Annotated in this window: 17 protein-coding genes and 1 tRNA gene; 2 read left to right on the forward strand and 16 right to left on the reverse strand. The window is 42.4% G+C overall.

The genetic code is table 11. The features are described 5' to 3' along the window. Window positions 1-3: 3 nt before the first annotated feature. The 6 genes from atpA to P0108_RS01695 form a co-directional block, all read right to left on the reverse strand. Window positions 4-1665, reverse strand: coding sequence for a F0F1 ATP synthase subunit alpha (gene atpA, locus P0108_RS01670; RefSeq protein ID WP_004574171.1), 1662 nt, complete (start codon window positions 1663-1665; stop codon window positions 4-6). Between the two features lie 16 nt (window positions 1666-1681). After that, complete coding sequence (locus P0108_RS01675) at window positions 1682-2263, reverse strand: F0F1 ATP synthase subunit delta (protein ID WP_004574172.1); 582 nt, start codon at window positions 2261-2263, stop codon at window positions 1682-1684. Between the two features lie 99 nt (window positions 2264-2362). Next, window positions 2363-2905 (reverse strand): F0F1 ATP synthase subunit B, encoded by a 543-nt coding sequence (locus tag P0108_RS01680; protein ID WP_004109948.1) that lies wholly within the window; start codon window positions 2903-2905, stop codon window positions 2363-2365. A gap of 55 nt (window positions 2906-2960) precedes the next feature. After that, window positions 2961-3194 (reverse strand): ATP synthase F0 subunit C, encoded by a 234-nt coding sequence (gene atpE, locus P0108_RS01685; RefSeq protein ID WP_004109950.1) that lies wholly within the window; start codon window positions 3192-3194, stop codon window positions 2961-2963. Between the two features lie 77 nt (window positions 3195-3271). Beyond that, window positions 3272-4126 (reverse strand): F0F1 ATP synthase subunit A, encoded by an 855-nt coding sequence (atpB, locus tag P0108_RS01690; protein WP_004109952.1) that lies wholly within the window; start codon window positions 4124-4126, stop codon window positions 3272-3274. Window positions 4127-4328: 202 nt separating this feature from the next. Next, the gene (locus P0108_RS01695) at window positions 4329-5360 is read right to left on the reverse strand and encodes a homoserine O-succinyltransferase (RefSeq protein ID WP_064621455.1); all 1032 of its coding nucleotides are present in this window, start codon (window positions 5358-5360) and stop codon (window positions 4329-4331) included. A 155-nt stretch (window positions 5361-5515) separates the two neighbouring features. On the opposite strand from P0108_RS01695, the gene P0108_RS01700 reads away from it, so the two are divergent. Then, window positions 5516-5589, forward strand: a tRNA-Met gene (locus P0108_RS01700). Window positions 5590-5689: 100 nt separating this feature from the next. On the opposite strand, the gene P0108_RS01705 is transcribed toward P0108_RS01700, so the two are convergent. Genes P0108_RS01705 through P0108_RS01715 form a run of 3 tightly spaced genes read right to left on the reverse strand, consistent with a single transcriptional unit; the run spans window position 5690 to window position 9610 of the window. Continuing rightward, window positions 5690-6715, reverse strand: coding sequence for a tetratricopeptide repeat protein (locus tag P0108_RS01705; protein WP_064621456.1), 1026 nt, complete (start codon window positions 6713-6715; stop codon window positions 5690-5692). A gap of 41 nt (window positions 6716-6756) precedes the next feature. Further along, the gene (locus tag P0108_RS01710) at window positions 6757-7821 is read right to left on the reverse strand and encodes a DUF8094 domain-containing protein (RefSeq protein ID WP_004109972.1); all 1065 of its coding nucleotides are present in this window, start codon (window positions 7819-7821) and stop codon (window positions 6757-6759) included. Continuing rightward, window positions 7814-9610 carry a hypothetical protein gene (locus tag P0108_RS01715; protein WP_410310938.1) on the reverse strand — a complete coding sequence of 599 codons (1797 nt, stop codon included), beginning with the start codon at window positions 9608-9610 and terminating at the stop codon, window positions 7814-7816. Before P0108_RS01715 ends, P0108_RS01710 begins: the two co-directional genes overlap by 8 nt. Before the next feature lie 79 nt (window positions 9611-9689). Here P0108_RS01715 and P0108_RS01720 point away from each other — a divergent pair, with 79 nt between their 5' ends. Continuing rightward, the gene (locus P0108_RS01720) at window positions 9690-10679 is read left to right on the forward strand and encodes an FKBP-type peptidyl-prolyl cis-trans isomerase (RefSeq protein WP_012913749.1); all 990 of its coding nucleotides are present in this window, start codon (window positions 9690-9692) and stop codon (window positions 10677-10679) included. Window positions 10680-10776: 97 nt separating this feature from the next. Here P0108_RS01720 and nucS read toward each other — a convergent pair whose 3' ends face one another. The 7 genes from nucS to P0108_RS01755 form a co-directional block, all read right to left on the reverse strand. Continuing rightward, on the reverse strand, window positions 10777-11484 hold the full coding sequence (nucS, locus tag P0108_RS01725) for an endonuclease NucS (protein WP_064621458.1): 708 nt from the start codon (window positions 11482-11484) through the stop codon (window positions 10777-10779). Window positions 11485-11520: 36 nt separating this feature from the next. After that, a complete protein-coding gene (locus tag P0108_RS01730) occupies window positions 11521-12954 on the reverse strand; it encodes an amino acid permease (protein ID WP_410311024.1) in 1434 nt (477 codons plus the stop codon). A 237-nt stretch (window positions 12955-13191) separates the two neighbouring features. After that, window positions 13192-15945 carry an ABC transporter permease gene (locus P0108_RS01735; protein ID WP_473730705.1) on the reverse strand — a complete coding sequence of 918 codons (2754 nt, stop codon included), beginning with the start codon at window positions 15943-15945 and terminating at the stop codon, window positions 13192-13194. A 13-nt stretch (window positions 15946-15958) separates the two neighbouring features. Continuing rightward, the gene (locus P0108_RS01740; RefSeq protein WP_004105770.1) at window positions 15959-16660 is read right to left on the reverse strand and encodes an ABC transporter ATP-binding protein; all 702 of its coding nucleotides are present in this window, start codon (window positions 16658-16660) and stop codon (window positions 15959-15961) included. Between the two features lie 109 nt (window positions 16661-16769). Beyond that, window positions 16770-17390 (reverse strand): DUF5701 family protein, encoded by a 621-nt coding sequence (locus tag P0108_RS01745; RefSeq protein ID WP_004109989.1) that lies wholly within the window; start codon window positions 17388-17390, stop codon window positions 16770-16772. Between the two features lie 52 nt (window positions 17391-17442). Continuing rightward, entirely contained in the window at window positions 17443-18510 is a 1068-nt protein-coding gene (locus P0108_RS01750) for an aspartate-semialdehyde dehydrogenase (RefSeq protein ID WP_473730706.1), read from the reverse strand. Window positions 18511-18611: 101 nt separating this feature from the next. Next, window positions 18612-19181, reverse strand: a complete 570-nt coding sequence (locus tag P0108_RS01755; protein ID WP_004105778.1) for an ACT domain-containing protein — start codon at window positions 19179-19181, stop codon at window positions 18612-18614. Between the last annotated feature and the right edge of the window lie 12 nt (window positions 19182-19193).

Raw genomic sequence — 19193 nt, forward strand, 5'->3', positions numbered from 1 at the left:
ACGCTACTTCCCCTCAGGCTCGCGACTGTCTGCTTTCGGCTTAGCTACGAGCTGTTCCTTCTCAACAGGAGCAGGGTTTTCAGCCGGCGGCAAAGAATCCTTTACAATCAAAGGCTTGCCAGCAGATGTCTTAAACGTCCTACGGAAATCATCAATGGCTGCATCAAGCTTAGCTTCAGTTTCCTTAGTGAAGTCTTCAGTATCGCGAATTACTTGCAAAATGTCGGTTCCCTTATCCAAGTAATCCAACAATTCGCTTTCGAAACGCAACACATCCTTCACAGGAATATCGTCAAGCTTGCCATGAGTACCAGCCCACACAGAAACAACTTCTTGCTCCATTGCTCGAGGAGAGAACTGCTTCTGCTTAAGTAGCTCAGTCAAACGAGCACCACGAGTAAGCTGCGCCTTTGAGGCTGCATCCAAATCAGAAGCGAACATTGCGAAGGATTCCAAAGACTTGTAACGAGCCAAAGAAATCTTCAACATGCCGGAGACTTTCTTCAAAGCCTTAGCCTGAGCTGCACCACCAACACGAGACACGGAAATACCAACGTCTACTGCTGGACGCTGACCGGCATTGAACAAATCAGACTGCAAGAAGATCTGACCATCGGTGATAGAAATCACGTTGGTTGGAATGTATGCAGAAACATCGTTTGCCTTGGTTTCGATAATTGGAAGACCGGTCATAGAACCGCCACCCAAATCGTCAGAAAGCTTAGCACAACGTTCAAGCAGACGAGAGTGCAAGTAGAACACGTCGCCTGGGTAAGCTTCACGCCCAGGTGGACGACGCAAAAGCAAGGAAATTGAACGGTATGCTTCTGCTTGTTTCGACAGATCATCGAAAACAATCAAAACGTGCTTGCCGTTATACATCCAGTGCTGACCGATTGCAGAACCAGTGTAAGGTGCAATGTATTTAAAACCTGCAGAATCAGAAGCTGGGCTTGCCACGATTGTGGTGTACTTCATAGCTCCTGCTTCTTCAAGGCTTTGACGCACTGAAGCAATAGTAGAACCCTTTTGACCGATTGCTACATAAATGCAGCGAACCTGTTTCTTTGGATCTCCAGTTTCCCAGTTAGCACGCTGGTTAATAATCGTATCTATTGCGATTGCAGTCTTACCTGTTTGACGGTCACCAATAATCAACTGGCGCTGACCACGACCTATTGGCGTCATTGCGTCAATAGCCTTCAAACCAGTAGACAATGGCTCATCGACTGGATGACGGTGAATAACGTCTGGAGCCTGGGCTTCAAGAATACGACGCTCATTGCACTCAATCGCACCCAAACCATCGATTGGATTACCCAACGGATCCACAGTACGACCAAGATAAGCGTCACCAACCGGCACAGACAACACCTCGCCTGTGCGGTATACTTCCTGCCCTTCCTCAATGCCTGTAAAATCGCCGAGAATAACGACGCCGATTTCGTGCGCATCAAGGTTGAACGCAAGACCCAAGGTATCGTTCTCGAATGTGAGCAGCTCGTTTGCCATGCAGCCGGACAATCCAGCTACGTGCGCAATGCCGTCACCAGCCGTAACAACATAGCCAACTTCTTGCGTTGGCATGTCAGTAGGCTTATACGAGTCAACAAACCCGTCGAGTGCCTTGCGTATCAGGGCGGGATCAATAGATAGTTCCGCCATAATTCTCCTTAATTTACTACTTCACTGCCTGTGTCCAAGCACCATTTCGCGCAGAACGCTGCAACTGCTTAAGCTGCATCAACATGGTGCGATCGGTTATTTGATCACCGATTTGTATACGCATACCACCAAGCACGTTTGGATCCACAATTGGGTTAATGTATGCACGATGACCCAACTTATTGCTGTAGATTTCAATCAAACGCTTAATTTGCTTATCTGTAAGCGGCTGAGCAGTAGTGACTGTAACCAATGTTTCTCCAGCCTCACGCTCAAATCCTGACCAAGCACCACCGAAGCTACCGGTTTTACCGCTTTCGGCACCTCCGTGCCAAGTTCCTACTAGATAATGCATAATGCGCAATACAACAGGGTGCGCCTTACCTCCAATAAGCTCGTCAATAAGGCGAGACTTATCTTCCGAAGACCTATTCGGATCAGTAATCGCATCAGAAAGCTCAGGATACTTATCAATCATGTCCATCATTGACGAAAGCTCGTCTGAAATGCGCTGCGCTTCATCGTGCGCATCTGAGATGGCCTGAGCAAGCGAAGAACGCGACAAACTATCGTTTGCTCGCGATGCCTTTTCTGGCATTCTTACCTCCTCGTTTCTGTAAAAAACGAAGTAATGCAAATAATACAAAATGAAATAACCGTAATTTTATTTTGCGATTATTCAGTTTTGTACATTACTTTACTTGCTTTGATCCGAATTTTTAGTGTCTCCAACTTCATCGATTACATGATCAATAATCTTGGAGCTGACGGTATCGTCATCCAATTTGGATGCAAGAATCTTGCCAGCTAAAGCTGCTGCAAGAACCGACACTTCTCCTTGGAGGCTGGACATGGCATGCTTATGCTGAGCCTCAATAGAATGCTGTGCTTCACTGATAATCTTCGCAGCATCCTTTTCAGCGCGTTGTCTAGCTTCGCCAATAATTTTTGAAGCTTCCGATCGAGCCTCTTCACGAGTCTTTGCAGCATCAGTTTGAGCTTGAGAAAGTTCGTTTTCAATCTGGCTCTTTAATTCGTCTGCTTCACGCTGCACATTAGCAGCCTTGGCCATTCCACCTTCAATTTTTTCTGCACGCTCATCAAGAATTGCCTGGAATTTAGGCATAACAAACTTGTAGAAAAACGCTGCAAGAACTACCAAAACTACTAATGACCACAGTACGTCATAAGGCTCAGGCAAGAACAACGCCAACTTATTACTTCCGGCTGCATATGCCATGGCTTGTCCTTTCTATTCTTTCAACACTATTCGTGTTGTGCATTGTGAGTTTTGTTCAGGCTCCCATAATGTAGGAAACGAAGCCAAGCAAGCCCAAAACCTCAATAAATGCCAAGCCGACGAACATAAACAGCTGAATGCGGTTGCCAACCTCTGGTTGACGTGCAGTAGATTCCATAGCCTTAGACACTACTATTGCCATGCCGAGTGCAGGGGAAATAGTTGCTACAGCAAAGCCAAGAATGCTCAGGTTGCCGGTCAAACCTGCAAGAGCGATGATACTATTCATTGGTTTCCTTTCTGTTGAAACAGTAACCAGTATAAACCCGTAAGATATGTAAAATCTGAAAATCTAAACTACTTTTATTAAGCAGCTACAACAGCAGACTTTTCTTCCTCTTCCGGATAACTTTCCGAAATGTAGACTGAAGCAAGCACTGTAAAAATAAATGCCTGCAAGCCAGCTACCATAATTTCGAATAGGGTAAACAGAATGCCACCAAGCAGCCACAAAGCACCGCCTAAGGCAAGGAGTTTATTGCTGGAATCCACCACGAAGAAATTGGTGAATACTAAACAAGTGGCCACCAGCAAATGGCCAGCAATCATATTCGCAAACAAACGAATTGTAAGCGAAAGTGGTCGCACAATTATTAATTCTATGAGCTGCAATGGCGAAAGAATAAAGTAAATCGGCCATGGCACACCCGCTGGGAACAATGCTTCGCGGAAGAATCGCAAAAAACCTTTTTCGCGAATGCCAGCAATAAGATATTGGCAAACAACCCACAAAGCAAATACCAACGGACAAGCAATGGTTGCGGTTGCAGCCATATTTAATCCTGGAATCACAGAACAAAGATTAAAGAAGAAAATAGTGAGGAATAATGTGGACATCATTGGCACATAGCGCTTGCCGCGTTCCTCGCCAATCATTTCGTAAACAATGTTGTAGCGCACAAAATCCATCAAAATTTCAAGCACGCTTTGGAATCTGCCAGGAACAACCTTTGCTCGCATAGCACCAATTCCAAAAATAATCATTACTACTACTGCCATAAGTAAGCGCACTAAAATAATGCGATTCATGGCAAATGGAGTGCCTTGGAACAAAATTTCTGGAGGCAAAAACTCACTAATATTAGGTAGCTCTGGTTTATTCGAAGCTACAGTAGAAGCTACAGTTGTGGTCTTCTGTAAAACATCAACCATTACATCCATAAGTGCCTCCTTATAGCAATTCGTTCACACGCCTCAATTCAGTGCCGCTCACTCACATACTCAATTCAATCATTCTCGCGGCATATATATCAAACTAGATCATATGTTTCATATTTCGTAAGGCGCGGGGCACGAAACGAAAAATATATCTAATTGCTGATTGTACTCTTTGCTTGTACATAAAATTACGCAACGTCAAAATTTATTTATTCATACCGTACTTAACTCCGTCAAATGGATAAAAATTATCGGAGCGCGGAGAAGCTGGCTCATGTCTTATAGAACGTTCAGTTCCAAGCCTTCCAGCAGTTCTTAAATGAGGAATATCAGAAAGATTGTAAGGCGTAGTTTCGTACACCCAATTAATCCAGTTGCGCCAAAGCAAATTCGCGTGCGCGCGCCAAGAAAATAGTGGCTCTAATTTTGGATCATCATTAGGGAAATAGTTGTAAGGAAATGGAACGTTGCTCAAACCTTTTAACATGTCACGCTCATATTCCTGCGCAAGAGTCATTTTGCCGTATTCCCAATGCCCTAGGGCAAAAACTTCAGAAAAATCACGCGTAGCAACTAAGCCCGGACCAGATTCGGGACCATACGTAAGAATCTGCAAACGCTGATCTGCAGAAATGCTGTCAACATCAACACTCGCTATTCTAGAATGCGGTTGTAAAGCGATTTCATCAAAACCATTTGTAAGGAAACAGTACTCATCCTGCAAATATTGCGGGAACACACCAAAAACTTTTTTGCTGAGAACATGCTTTTTTACGCCATATCGATAGTAAAGCGCACCCATTGCACCCCAGCACAAATACATTGTTGAGAAAACGTGTGTTGATGCCCAGTCAAGAATTTGCGTAAATTCGTGCCAGTAGTCGACATCTTCAAATTCCATATGCTCAACAGGAGCGCCCGTCACAACAAATCCGTCATAATAGTTGTTACGAAGTGCGTCAAGATTTTCATAGAATTTTACTAAATGATCAGTGCTAACATGCGTTGATACATGCGTAGAAGTTTTCATAAAATCGACGTCGACTTGCAAAGGAGACTTAGAAATGAGTCTCAAAAGCTGAGTTTCTGTCTCGATTTTTTTGGGCATAAGATTCAAAATCAACAAACGAAGTGGTCGAACATCCTGCTGTTCTGCTTCTGGGCGTTCCAATGCAAAAATTCGCTCAGCATCTAATATGCTTCGCGCTGGCAATCCTTCAGGAATCTTAATAGGCATATGTTTATTATACTCCACACTTGTTTATGTTTATTGTGCCTATGTCACGCATGTGCACGAATCGTAAAATTCTAACCAAATACAGCGAGACACGCCCGAAAGTTGACAAATCTAAATTTGCACCTATCGTAGATAGAGCTGCTAAAAGTAGCCGACGCGGGGTGGAGCAGCTCGGTAGCTCGCTGGGCTCATAACCCAGAGGTCCATGGTTCAAATCCATGCCCCGCTACTAAAGCCAAGAATCACACAAATTTCTCACGATTGTTGTGGTTCTTGGCTTTTTTGTTTAATACTACATAAGTCGTCAAAAATGCGTCATCGCGCAATAATCAGTAAAGAAGAATTGCAAGACGGCGACGAGCGCGCGCAAGACGCTCATCATCTGCAGGAAGTATGGCAAAATACTCAAGCATACGAGAACGAATAGCATCCGCATCGCTCTTATGACCAGATGCAAGGAAGTCAAGCAGTCGCCCAAAAGCGTCATCAATATGACCGTCAATCATATCTACATCTGCTACTGCAAGCTGCGAATCTAAATCATCCTTATTATCGCCAGCAGCCTTTCTAACCGCAGCAACATCAGTATTAGTATTACGCGAAAGCAACAAAGCTTTTGCATGTTCACGCGATGCGAGCACATCATGAGGGTCCGCTTCCATTACTTTTGCATACTCGCGTGCAGCACCTTCATAATCACCCTTCATAGCAAGCGAATGAGCTTGCTCATGAGCAGGTGGAACACTCTCAACAGAATTATTCTCGGAACTATCTTGATCTGAGTCTTTAGACGTTTCAGACTTTTTCTCAACCGAGGATTCCACAAAAGGAGCAGTTCCAGCAACACCAGAGCGTTCAGCAACCTGAACCAATTGCGGCAAAATAGTGCCACAAATCTGCTGTAATTCCTCATCGCTAGGTAAACCTTGCGCAATAGGCATAGGGCGTCCGCCAATTAAACCGTAAATTGCAGGAAGCTGCTGCGCTTGCAATGCTTGAGCAATACTTGGGCTTTCATCAGAGTCGATACGAGCTAACTGCATACGACCGTCAAGCGCGTTAACAGCATCCGCTAATTTCTGTGCCACATCATAATAGGCCTCGTCATTAGCTTGCCAAAGCAAAATAACAATTGGGAAACTTACAGACGTTTGCACCATCGCCTGAAAAGACTGCTCATTAACATCGATTACATAGCCGCCAGCTTTTGGAGCAGAAGAACCAGTAGAACCCGATGCAGCTTTAGCAGCTTGCTTAGCTTGAGCTTCTACACGACGCTTTACGCCTTCTAAATCTACAGCCCCAGCAAGCGAAAATCCGCCAGGATTCATGCCTTGCGCTTTACTACTCACCATTTTTCCTCTTTTCCAAGCACACTACATTGCACTTACAAAATTTATAAAGCTTCTACCTTAATAGGCTGACGCTCAGCACCAACAGGAATAATCTTCATATGAGAACTAGCTGGAGGAACTACTAGAGCAATAACATTTACGTAAGTTACTCGCATAGTACCTTTTGCTTTACCGTCGCCAAATAATGCTTTTTCTTCATCAGAAGCAGGACGAGATTCACGCCCTTCACCAGCTTTACGAGTCCACACAGAATCTATGCGCGCAACAACCAAATCACTTCCATCGCTTGAACGCATAATGCTTATTTGTTTGAGATTTGGTGTAAAGACTTGTTCTTGAGAGCCTTTATTTCGCTCCATTCCAGCTTGCACTGCTTTAGAAAGTTCAACTAACTTTTTACGCAAATAATCGTCAGCAAAATGCTTTGCATACTTGCTGTTTTCACCATTTTGTAAAACGTCAGCGTACGCAGCTACCGCTTCATCTGGAGTCATCACCAAACCAGTATCGTTAGATTTACCCATTGAAGAACCAATACTTGGCACAGCAAATTTAGGAAGATGCACTCCAGGGAATAAGCGCGCAACAGCCCAAAGTTTATAATTCGAACGCGCTCTCTGTTGACGTAAAACCAGCAAACGTTTTGACTGCTGATCTTTAGTAGTAGTTGTAATAGTCATTAAATCTCTTGGCCAACCAGAATTAGTTGGCACAATAGTTTGCGCGGCTTCACGCGGAATAGTGGCCTTAGGATCTAAGTTTCCAGTTTTGTTTGCAATCGTAAGCTCGCTCGTACGAATATCGAGAGCAGGTCCAGAAACTGCTTGAGATAATGAATCCACATCTTTTTCGTCGTTTGCCTTTTCTAGAGTGCGAAGCAACCCCAAGCGGATATCTTTTTCTTGCAGCATAGTCACATTAGGTAACTCTTGATTACTACGCGCTTCAGCAGGTTTCGGCACCTGCCCATCGCAAGCAGATAATCCGGTTACCATAACCGTTGATACAACACATGCTATTAATGTGACTACGTTGTTGCGCAATACGCCTCTATTTTTACTTTTTACTCGGTGAATATCGACATTACTATTACGCATTTTACTCATTTCCTCGCTCACTTGAAGAATTACCGCGGTAGCCTTTCCCATTTTTTCTGTAGCGACCGTTACCGCCGTCTCCTCTAAACCCATTTCGTTTTATGCGAGACTGCTTATCGTTGCTATTTTTAGACGAATTTTGACGTTTGTTTGATTCTGAGTTGCGATAGTTTTCGCGATCATTAAGCTTTTTCTTACTAGATTCATGTGAAATCTTGCTATTACTATCTGAAGGCTTGACCGTTTCTAAACGTTTCTTTGCAAACTTTTCAGAATTATTAGCATTGTTTCTATCGTTCTGACGGTTACGCCTCTTGTTATTCTGCTGTGCATACTTATTTTGCTGCTGACGCTTATCCTTATGATCACTCAGACTATTGCCATCCGACGCGCTTGCGTAAGATTTTTTCTTATTTCGCGGAGTCTTAATATTCTGAGAATTCCGCTTATATTGCTTATTTTCTGAATTTGCTGATTCTGCTGAATTTCCAGAATATTTCGCATTCCCTATATCTTCCGCATTTGCTAAATCTTCCCCGTTTGCCGCAGCATCCTGATTGTGCAAATCATTAAATTCATCATCAGCATTGCCTAAGTCATCTAAATAAGAATTATCGTCATGTTGCTGCATAAAGCGTGTGGCAAACGCAAGCATTTCATCTTGCGCAATAACAGTAGTTTCAGCCAAAGAATCAGTAGATGCAACTGCTGTAGAAGCAGACGCAATTCGAGTTTGCATACCATTTGAGTCGCCGCTTTGCATTGAATCTTTGCGACGACGCGCATGACCCCCATGCCTTGCGTGACTTCCAGAATCCTTCTTGTGTCGTTTGTGACCAAAAATACCAGACATGGTTCCAGAAATCGCCTCAGCAAAGGTGACTTCGTCACGCTGTGCAGACTTTACTGTCAACGCTCCTGAACGGCTAGCTATTAATTGCTTATTACGACGACGATGCGGAGCCATTGCAAAAATAGTTGCAGAAAGTATAGCTAATACTGCAAAAAGCGCGCCTACAAAATATAAAGGCGTTGCAAAATCTGGAATTTGATTACGACGCCACCGCAATTCTATGGAAGCTTCCGGTACATTATCCCCCAAATCAATTAGCAAAACACGTCTAGCAGCCTGCGAGCGCAGCGCGGAAGAAGCAGTATCAGGGCTATTTGACTTACTAGAGCGAGTACCTGATTTAGACATTGTGCCGTTTGCAACAGCATGATCGTATGACGCAGAACCAGAAGATTGAACATAATCTGCAGTATTTATTGCCAATTTCGCTAAACCAAGCTGGCATGTAACTATAGGCCATAAATTAGATTCTTGGAATTTTACGTCAGGATCTTTAATGTCCACAGAGTCACCCGCTTGCACAGAGGTTTTACCAGACACTTCAGAAACTGAAAGATTATCCCAATCACGCAAACCAGTAATTCTTTGTACTGGAGAACCTGCCACCCAGCCTCTTACGTCTTTCGTTAAACCTACAGCAACACAAATAGGCTTACGCGTATGCAAAGCAGCAACACTAATACGAACCCTGTTATCTACAAGATTCAAAACACCAGGATCAGTGACAATATAACGAGTTCCAGATACGTTAGCGTACGCAATAACAACGTTGCTAGGCTTCCAAAATGTTGCGTTAGCAACTCCAAGAACAACGCTTAATACTGCAAGCAAAGCAAAAAATGGAGCTACAACGCCGCGCATGATTTTACTGCGCAAAGTGAGCCGTCGCATTGGTCGTCGCATTGGTCGTCCTTCTGCATCAGAAGCATCTTCTATATTTGTCATAACGATACCATTCTACAGTCTTTTAATATTACTTGCATGTTTTGATGTAAAAATCAGCGTCAAGCGGTAATGTGAGGCTATGAAAAAAATCAAAACATTAGAACAAAAATCCTTTTTGCTTCGCACTTTTGCAACTATTAGTGCAGTGGCAATGTGTGTAGTACTCGCTTCATGCGGAGAAAGTTCCAACAACAAAAACAATTTAACTGATGAGAACGCTCAAAAAGCTGGAATGCAGTTGCTGGAAGGCGTAAGCGCATCTGGAGCACTTGGGAAAAAGCCTAAAATAACGCTGAAAACGCCTGTAAAAGTAAAGCAAAATACTTATGCTGTTTTGCAACGAGGCAACGGAGAAACAATTAAAGAAGGCGATCGCGTATGCTCTCAGGGCATTGTGTTCGACTCCAAAACCGGCAAAGAGCTTATGAATACTTGGGAAAAAGGCAAAGTTGATTGCTCGATTTACATTAATAAAAATTCTACAAGCCGCCCATATTACGCTTTGATTAAAGGCAAGAAAATTAATACAACTATTGCTTTTGGCGTAAGTGAAGGATATAAAAATCCTTCATATGTTATGGTTCTTACAATGGTTTCGCGATCAAAGGCTATAACTAGAGCAACGGGCAAGGCTGTTACGAATATTCCCGCAAATTTGCCGAAGGTAACTCTTGATAAATCTGGAGCACCAACCTTAGATAAAAATAACTACGTTCCAGACGGAAAGCTTGTTTCTCAGACTTTGATTGAAGGAACCGGCAAAAAAGTAACTGCAAAAGACACAGTTTCTGCTCATTACACTGGCTGGACTACTGATAAAGACGGCAAATTGCATCAATTTGATTCTTCTTGGCTTCGTGGCATACCTGCAGACTTCCAACTTGCTGGAGGAGTAATCCCTGGTTGGACTAAAGGCTTAACTGGAAAGAAAGTTGGCTCCCAAGTTCTTTTGGTAATCCCACCAGAAGATGGCTACGGTAAAGAAGAAAAGAAGGACGCGCGCGGAAACGTAACTATTCCTGCAAATGCCACGCTGTACTTTGTAGTCGATATTCTCTATGCTTCGTGAGATTTGTAATTTTGCAAACTGTTGCAAAATTAACTAGCGATTCATAAATAATAAACCCCTCCTTCCCGAGGGGTTTTTACATATTTAGAACACATATTTAGAACAGACGAAGATCGTTGGACTCGACTCCACGCATTTCATCGTAATCCAATATTAAGCAAGTAAATCCACGATCCTCAGCCAAAACGCGAGCTTGCGGACTAATAGTTTGCGCAGCAAAAATACCTCTAACCGGCTTAAGTAACGGATCTCTATTCAGCAACTCACAATAACGCGTAAGTTGCTCAACGCCGTCGATACCGCCATGCCGCTTAATCTCAATAGCGACATGTACACCATCCGCGTCCTGAGCCATAATATCCACTGGGCCGATAGCCGTAGGATACTCACGGCGCACCAACGTTGCACCATCGCCGATTCGTTCAATCTGCTCAGCCAAGTAACGTTGCAAATGATCCTCAACACCATCTTTAATTAAGCCAGGATCCTCACCCAAATCGTAAGTATTATCGCTATAAACATGCTCGAGCGAAACCATAAGCAAATCATCGCTTTTAGCGGCAGCAACACGCAAAATACAGCCATCTACAACAACGCCAGCATCGGATTCGCCGCTATCTTCTTTACGTAAAACACGCATACTACAAGGGGCTACCATCCAATTAAGAGGTTTATACGCACCAAGCTCAGAAAAAATAAGTACGCTGCCATCTGCTTTAATAAGCAACACTCGCTTAGCTAAAGGAAGCGTGGCGTTTAACCTACCTGTATACTCTGCACTGCAATCTGCAACAATAATTCGCACACAGCAAGCATAACAGAAATCAAGTAAAGAAGTACCTTACTTCCCCAAAGCTTCAGCTAAATCGCGATTCTGCCAATGTTGATGTAAGGCGCAGTATCCGCCGAACAATACGAGCCACACTAGTCCGCCAATTGCAGAAGCTCGCGTATCGTCGCTAATAAACAAAGTCACATACACAAAAGCAAAGAACGCTATAGTAAGAGAATTCAAAAGCTTATAATGCGGCATAACGAAGCCGTCTGGCATAAAATCAGCAGATTCACGGTATTTACGATGCGTAACCATAATCAAAATATAAATCATGATTATCACTGCCGAAGAAGCCGAAGCAAACAAAATAAACGCACCATGAATACCAGGGATCGAATTAATAATTGGCGAAAGAAGAATCAAAGCAGACGAGAACAAAATCGCGCGAGCAGGAACCTTCGTGCGTGAAACCTTACGCAACTTACCCAAAAGAGGCGAAGGTGACTCAAGCGCAATCTGATACATGTGGCGACCAGCAGAATACAGCAAAGAATTAAGCGCAGAAGAAGCAGCTGTAATAACCACAAAGAACACAAGCGCAGAAGCCCAATGCAATCCTGCGTATTGGAACACCATAATGAATGGTGACATAAATACGCCTTCCGCATTCGTAGCTTTAAACTGTTGCCACGGCACAATAAGCATAATCGCTATAAGAGCACCAACATAGAAAACTAGTACGCGCACAATAATCTCATTAACAGCCTTTGGTAAAACCTGACGAGGATTCTTAGTTTCCGAAACAGTCACACCAACAAACTCAATAAGCTGGTACGCGTAAAACACCATTTGGAAGCTCATCAAGAAGGAAAGCCAGCCATTTGGCATAAGCGAGAAATTGTTGAAAATATTATCTAATCCAGCGTGACCAGCAGGACTCATTACACCACCATGCAAAGGAGTTGCAGAGTAATGGTAACCAATTAAAGCCATAACTACGGCTGTAACAATAAGAGCAACAATTAGCGTAATTTTAATCATTGAGAACCAAAACTCAGTTTCCCCAAATAGCTTTACAGCTACCAAATTTATGCATACTAAAGCCGCTAAAAATACTACTTCTATAAGCCATTTCCAATGACTTACGTCAATATCGAAAGTTTGGAAGAATGTGACACAATACGTACTAACTGCCGTAATTTCGCTCATACCAATAAGTACAAGCACAAACCAATACGACCATCCGGCAAAATTACCCCAACCTCTGCCAAGATAACGCGTAATAAAACTAATAAAAGTATGCTGGTTTGGATCCTTGTACATTAGCTCACCAATGCCACGCATCAGCAGGAACATAATCAAGCCCACAATAATGTAAACGAATACAATACTCGGACCTGTTAAGCTAATTGATTTTCCAGAACCAAGGAATAAGCCTGTTCCAATTGTGCCGCCAATAGCAATAAATTGCACATGACGCTTGGTAAGACTACGCTCCATTTGGTTTGCGTTGCTACTTGCATTTTCTTGCGCAGATACGCGAGAAGATTGGTTTGAAGATTGATTATGAGAAGATGTGCTATTGTGCGTCTCTGCAGATTCTGTTTGTTTAGAACCTACATTAATGTCACTATTCACAGTCTCACTCATTATTACAACTCCGTTCCTTAATAGCCACGAATTCCTAATTTTATAGGAACCCTTAACTATTCATTACGCATTCCACAATTCGCGCAACTATTCCACACTTTTAAGTGAGCTTACTGGATCTATGCGATCCAAAGCTGGGTTGGTAGCCCATTGCACAATTAACGCAAAAATTAGTGTTGCAACGCCAGCAATGCAATAGCTTAAAGGAGCTACTTCAACTTCAAAATACAAAGACGGCATACGAAGCGCGCTAGTCAACAATCCTGCAATAAGCCTTCCTAATGGCAATCCAACTGCAATGCCGATAACAGTTAAAGTAAGCATTTCTTTATGCACATAGGAATGAACTTCTCTACGATAAAAACCAAGAACTTTCAGCGTAGCCATTTCGCGAGTACGCTCCGAAATATTAGTACTTGCAAGAGTAAAAAGCACAGCTAAAGCTAAGCCAGCAGCCAAAGTTACGATTAAAGCAACAACAGCATTCATAAGATCAAAACTAAAAGCATGCTTCATACGCGTAATATTCATAACAGCAAGCACACCGTCACGTTCAGAAACCTTGTCGGCATATTTAATTTTATTATTATCGCTACCTCGCAAACGCAAAATTAACGCATTATGTTTCAAAAGCTTACTGTTTTCTCCATTAAATAAGCGTTCGTAGCAATGTTCAGTCATGTAAATATTAGAACCGATAAGATTACGAACAATAGCTTTAACTTTAACCTTCGCACGTTTAAAACTAGTATTCGTCACATTAATTTCGCTACCACGAGTAATGTCCAGAGATGCAGCAGCGCTTTGAGAAAGCAACGGACCTTCATCTGTAAGTTTAATAGCTTGCAAATTATTGCCCACATCCTGTAAATTTACAAGATAAGACAAAGTTTTTGTGTCTTTTACAACAATCAACTGCACGCTTTCAGCATCCTCAACATGACGACTATGCGACTTATTTGATTGATTTTTAGCTATTTCTCCAGAGCCCACATAAGCTGGAAGTATAGTTTCTACTTTATTATTTGACTTGTCTTGTTCAACGCTTTTCTTCATATTTTGGAAAGATCCTGGAGCCGAGATAGAAATCATATCGTATCGATAAATTCCCTCGTATTGGCGAATACCCAAGGTCGCAACAGTATCGTTCAAAGCAAGACCGCAAACAATAAGCGCTGTGCAACCAGCAACTCCACCAATAGTCATGCACAATCTGCCTTTAAATCGCGCCAAATTGCGAACAGTAACCTTATTTAAGAAACTCATTCGCTTCCAAATCCAAGGCAACCTTTCAAGAAGAACGCGAGAACCAGCTTTTGGAGCTTTTGGTCTTAACAAAGCTGCAGGAACTTGCTTTGTTTCTCGCCAACTAACAACGATTGTGCATATTGCAACAGGAATCACAAATGCTAGCACACACAAAGAGCCATATAGCCAGTCATACTTCAACCTAACGTCTGGCACAGCGTATAAACCACGCAAGATTTTTAGTAAAAGTGAAGGGATTGCAAGAAAACCCATAATATCGCCAATTCCGCCGCCAACAAAGCACGCAAATATTGCGAAGAAAGCATGTCTTGTTACTGCAGTAGAACGACCGTATCCCAAACTTAAGTATGTGCCAATAAGCCCTCGCTCTTCTTCAACCATACGAGCCATAGCAGTTAAACTCATCATCATTGCTACAACCAGAAATACTGCCGGGAAAGCGTATCCAAGTGACTGTATTGAAGCAACGTCAGAACGCAAACTCGCATAACTATCGTTAGCTATACGAGTAGATATATGCCATTGAGCTTGAGGAACACGTTTTTGAATCTCTGACTTAATTTGTTTACGAATTTGCTTTTTTGCCTGCTCTTTAACAAAATCTGGAGCACGCTGAAGCCTAGGATCGTTTGCAATAATGTTTTTTAATTCTGAGTTAACTTGTTTGTCGATAATTTGATTACGTCGAGCTGTTTCTCGCTTAGATTGCACGCGTTCTTGAATCTGTTCAGATGCATCGTCGACAATGCCCCGATAATCTTTAGAAAAAACATTGACATGTTGAGTATCATTCAAACGTACCGATATTGCTGTATACGGCAAGCCGGTCACGTTATCAGGAGCAGCAGAAGTAAATATTGGATATCTAGACGTCACAGAGTTGCGAAATGCTTTAGATTGATAGCCATCAGGATTGTTTAAATCGTTACTATCTAGCACGCTACCAGTTATGCGCAAACGATAAGTTTTAGACTTTGAATTAGAAGAATCAAGATTTCCAACGCCCACATTTTGCTGCATGTTGACTACTATCACATTGCCAATGCTCAAGCCACTATCGTGTAAAAATCGCTGAGTTACAACAGCTTCACTATTATTTTTAGGCATATTGCCCTTAAGCAAATGCAAACGATTAAGATTTTTTTGCGATTCTACATAATGCACGAAATTCATTGCGTATGAAGACTTTGCATCATCTGTTGCGTGCGCTGTTGCTTTCCAAGAACGCTCTGCTTCAACTTCACTCACACTTGGCAACGCGCGTAATGCTGCAACATCGTCTTTAGTTAAACCAAGAGTAGATACGATTTGCAAATCATAAGCATGCAATTTCGCATACATATCGTTAGTAGCGAGAAACATGTCGTTGCAGCCTGCATAAATACCAGTCATAACAGCAACGCCAAGCATTGCAATAACCGCAAGAACACAGAAGCGACGCCATTCGCGAACCCACATTCTAATTGCGCTAATAAATACTATTGGCAGCAATGAGTGCGTACGCTTACCTTCACTGCCATTATTAGCGTTTTTATTATCAGATTGCTTTGAAACCGCTGTTACTTTCCGCATAACAACCACCTAATCACCACTCAATATCGGCTATAGCCATAGGATGTTCTTGCACAGTTTCGTCTACAACTTTTCCAGAACGGAAACGAACAACTTTGTGAGCCATCGGAGCAATGGCAGCATTATGAGTAATAATCAGCACTGTCATGCCTTCAGTTCGGCAAATATCTTGCAATAATTGCAATACTGCCTTACCTGTTTCATAATCCAAGGCACCAGTAGGCTCGTCACATAACAATAATTTAGGTTTTTTAGCAAGAGCGCGCGCAATAGATACGCGTTGCTGCTCACCGCCAGAAAGTTGAGCTGGGAAATTATGTAGTCTTTCTTTCAAGCCAACATCGATAAGCGTTTGAGCAGGGTCAAAATGATCTGCACAAATTTGCGAAGCTAACTCTACATTTTCAAGAGCAGTTAAATTTGGAACTAAATTATAAAATTGAAAAACAAAACCAATGTCTTCTCTGCGGTAGCGAACCAAATTACGACCTTTTAGCTTAGTAACATCGCAATCGCCAACAACAACACGACCGCTTGTTGCAGTATCCATACCACCCAAAATATTTAATGCTGTAGTTTTTCCCGCGCCAGATGCACCTAAAATTACTGTAAGCTCACCGCTCTGTGCAGTAAAACTGGCATCATCTAAAGCTCGCACAGCACCAGAACCTGATGGGTATTCTTTCACTACATGATCAAAAGTTATATATGCCACAACACACCTTCACAATATGAGAAACTATAAAAATTCAACTTCTATTTATTTGTATTATCTACCGTTATATTTCGTACTATTTTACTAAATGAGCGCAAAATTCGCTAACTTACTTCAGCGATGACACTCCACATCTTTCCATGCAATACGCATTACCAAGCCAAGTATGACGAGAATTTGGCCAGACAGCACCTAAACGCGGAGCACATTGACTCATCCATATACTTGGCACACGCCCATCTGCGCTTTGCGAACCAAGCAAATTAAATCCATTCTTGCTTTCAAGCCAATCTGGATGTTGTGTTGCAATAGCAAGCCCTTCTTCCAGCGTAAGAGGCAAACGCTCATCAGAATCAATAAGCTTACGAGCAACATCAGGCTCTCGATTCAAATACGATGAGCCAGTATGCGGATCGACAACTATATAGAACGGACCTTCAGGAAACTCATACCCGTCTTTAGGAAGAAAACTTATGATATCTCGCGGAGGCATAGTAGTGAATCCAGCCATGCGATTAATACTCGTCCGAGAAATCAACGATTCAGGCGAAACTAATTCACGCGTAGGAATCAATAAAATATTCGCACCTAAACTACTATTTTCAAGCGCACATAATATAGGATTTGCCAACTTACGAAAAGCATTGGCACTCATATCAGCCACATCTGGATACCCAAGTGCCACTATACGATCGAGTTGCTGCTGTATTTCTTCAGATGCTATTGACATAATTCCAGTTTACGCAAAATCTTACATAATCGCGAGCGCAATATAACCATAATTAGTTTAGGAAATTACGCTTTTTAGCAATAATTTCCGCCAATTGCACAGCATTTAATGCAGCACCTTTTCGCAAATTATCGTTAGTGATAAAAAGTGCCAATCCCTTATTTCCATCTACTGCTTGATCTTTCCTAATTCTGCCAACATAACTTGCAGATTTTCCGGCTGCTAGCTGAGGAGTAGGAATATCGTTAAGCTCGACTCCCGGAGCCTTGCTCAATACTTCGCGAGCCATGTCTGGAGTTACATCATGCTCAAACTCAGCGTTTACGCTCATGCCGTGACCAGTGAAAACACCTACTCGCACACAAGTACATGAGGCTGCAAGATTTGGCAAATGCAAAATCTTACGGCTTTCATTGCGCAATTTTTGTTCTTCGTCAGTTTCTTCAGATCCGTCATTAACTATTGAACCAATAAAAGGCACTACATTAAAAGCAATAGTACGAGCAACTTTTGTAGGCTCAGGGAAATCTATTGCGCTACCGTCGAAAACGAGTTTATCTGCTCCTTGGTTTAATGCAGCTTGAGCCTCATTCATGAGTTGCAAAGCACCGGCTCGACCGGCACCAGAAACAGCTTGATAAGACGAAACTATTAAACGTTTTAATCCAAAAGCATCAGCAAGCGGCTTTAATACAGGCATGCAAGCCATAGTTGTGCAATTTGGATTTGCTACTATTCCTCTTGGAATAGTATCTAAATCTTCAGGGTTTACTTCCGCAACTACCAAAGGCACATCGTTATGCATACGCCATTGCGAAGAATTATCTACTACAATTGCGCCAGCTTCAGCGAATTTCGGAGCCCAAATTTTTGAAGTTCCGCCGCCTGCAGAAAAAATAGCTATGTCAATCCCGTGCAAATCTGCTTTTTCTACATCTTCTACGACTACGTCTTTGCCACGATATTGCAAAACTGTACCAGCAGAATGAGCGGAAGCCATAAAACGTAAATCTTTTATTGGGAAATCTCGCTCGTCAAGCACTCGACGCATTACCATACCAACTTGGCCAGTTGCGCCAAGTACTGCCACGTTCACGCCTTTTTCGTTGATAATTGTCATCGAGACTCCCTTAAAAGTAAGCACGTATAATTTCTACAGTTTTTACAATTCTACAATTTAAATAATTTAGTTAATTTATTAATTTAATAATTTAAATTGCTTCAGCGCCCGCTTCCGCCGTACACTACTGCTTCAACCTGACTTGCGTCCAAACCGTAAGCAGTATGCAAAGCGCGAACAGCTTCATCAATTTGTTCAACAGGAACCATGGCAGCAATACGAATTTCCGAAGTAGAAATCATCAAAGTATTTATACCATGTTCACTTAGCGCAGTGAAGAAGGTAGCAGCTAGGCCTGAATGTGTTTTCATACCAACACCAACAACAGCTACTTTTCCTACTACTGGAACGACATCCATAGAAGTAAATTTCAATTCATCATGCGCTTCTTCTAGAACTTTACGGACTGCTTCCATTGATGCTCCTGGAGCAGTAATAGAAATATCTGCTGTACCAGTAGAAGCACTTGCTTGCGCAATCATGTCAATATTTACATTTGCTTTTGCAAGAGTTGTAAATACTTTCGCAGCCATACCAGGAATATCTGGAATACCGCGAACCGTAATCATTGCCTCACTGCGATCATGAGCAACGCCAGAGATAACAGGGGTTTCCGGACCTAAATCAGGAAATAAATCGCCCATAGTCGAAAGAATATCGTGGTTTACCATTGTTACCGCCTT

Source organism: Gardnerella sp. c10Ua_244 (assembly GCF_055818055.1).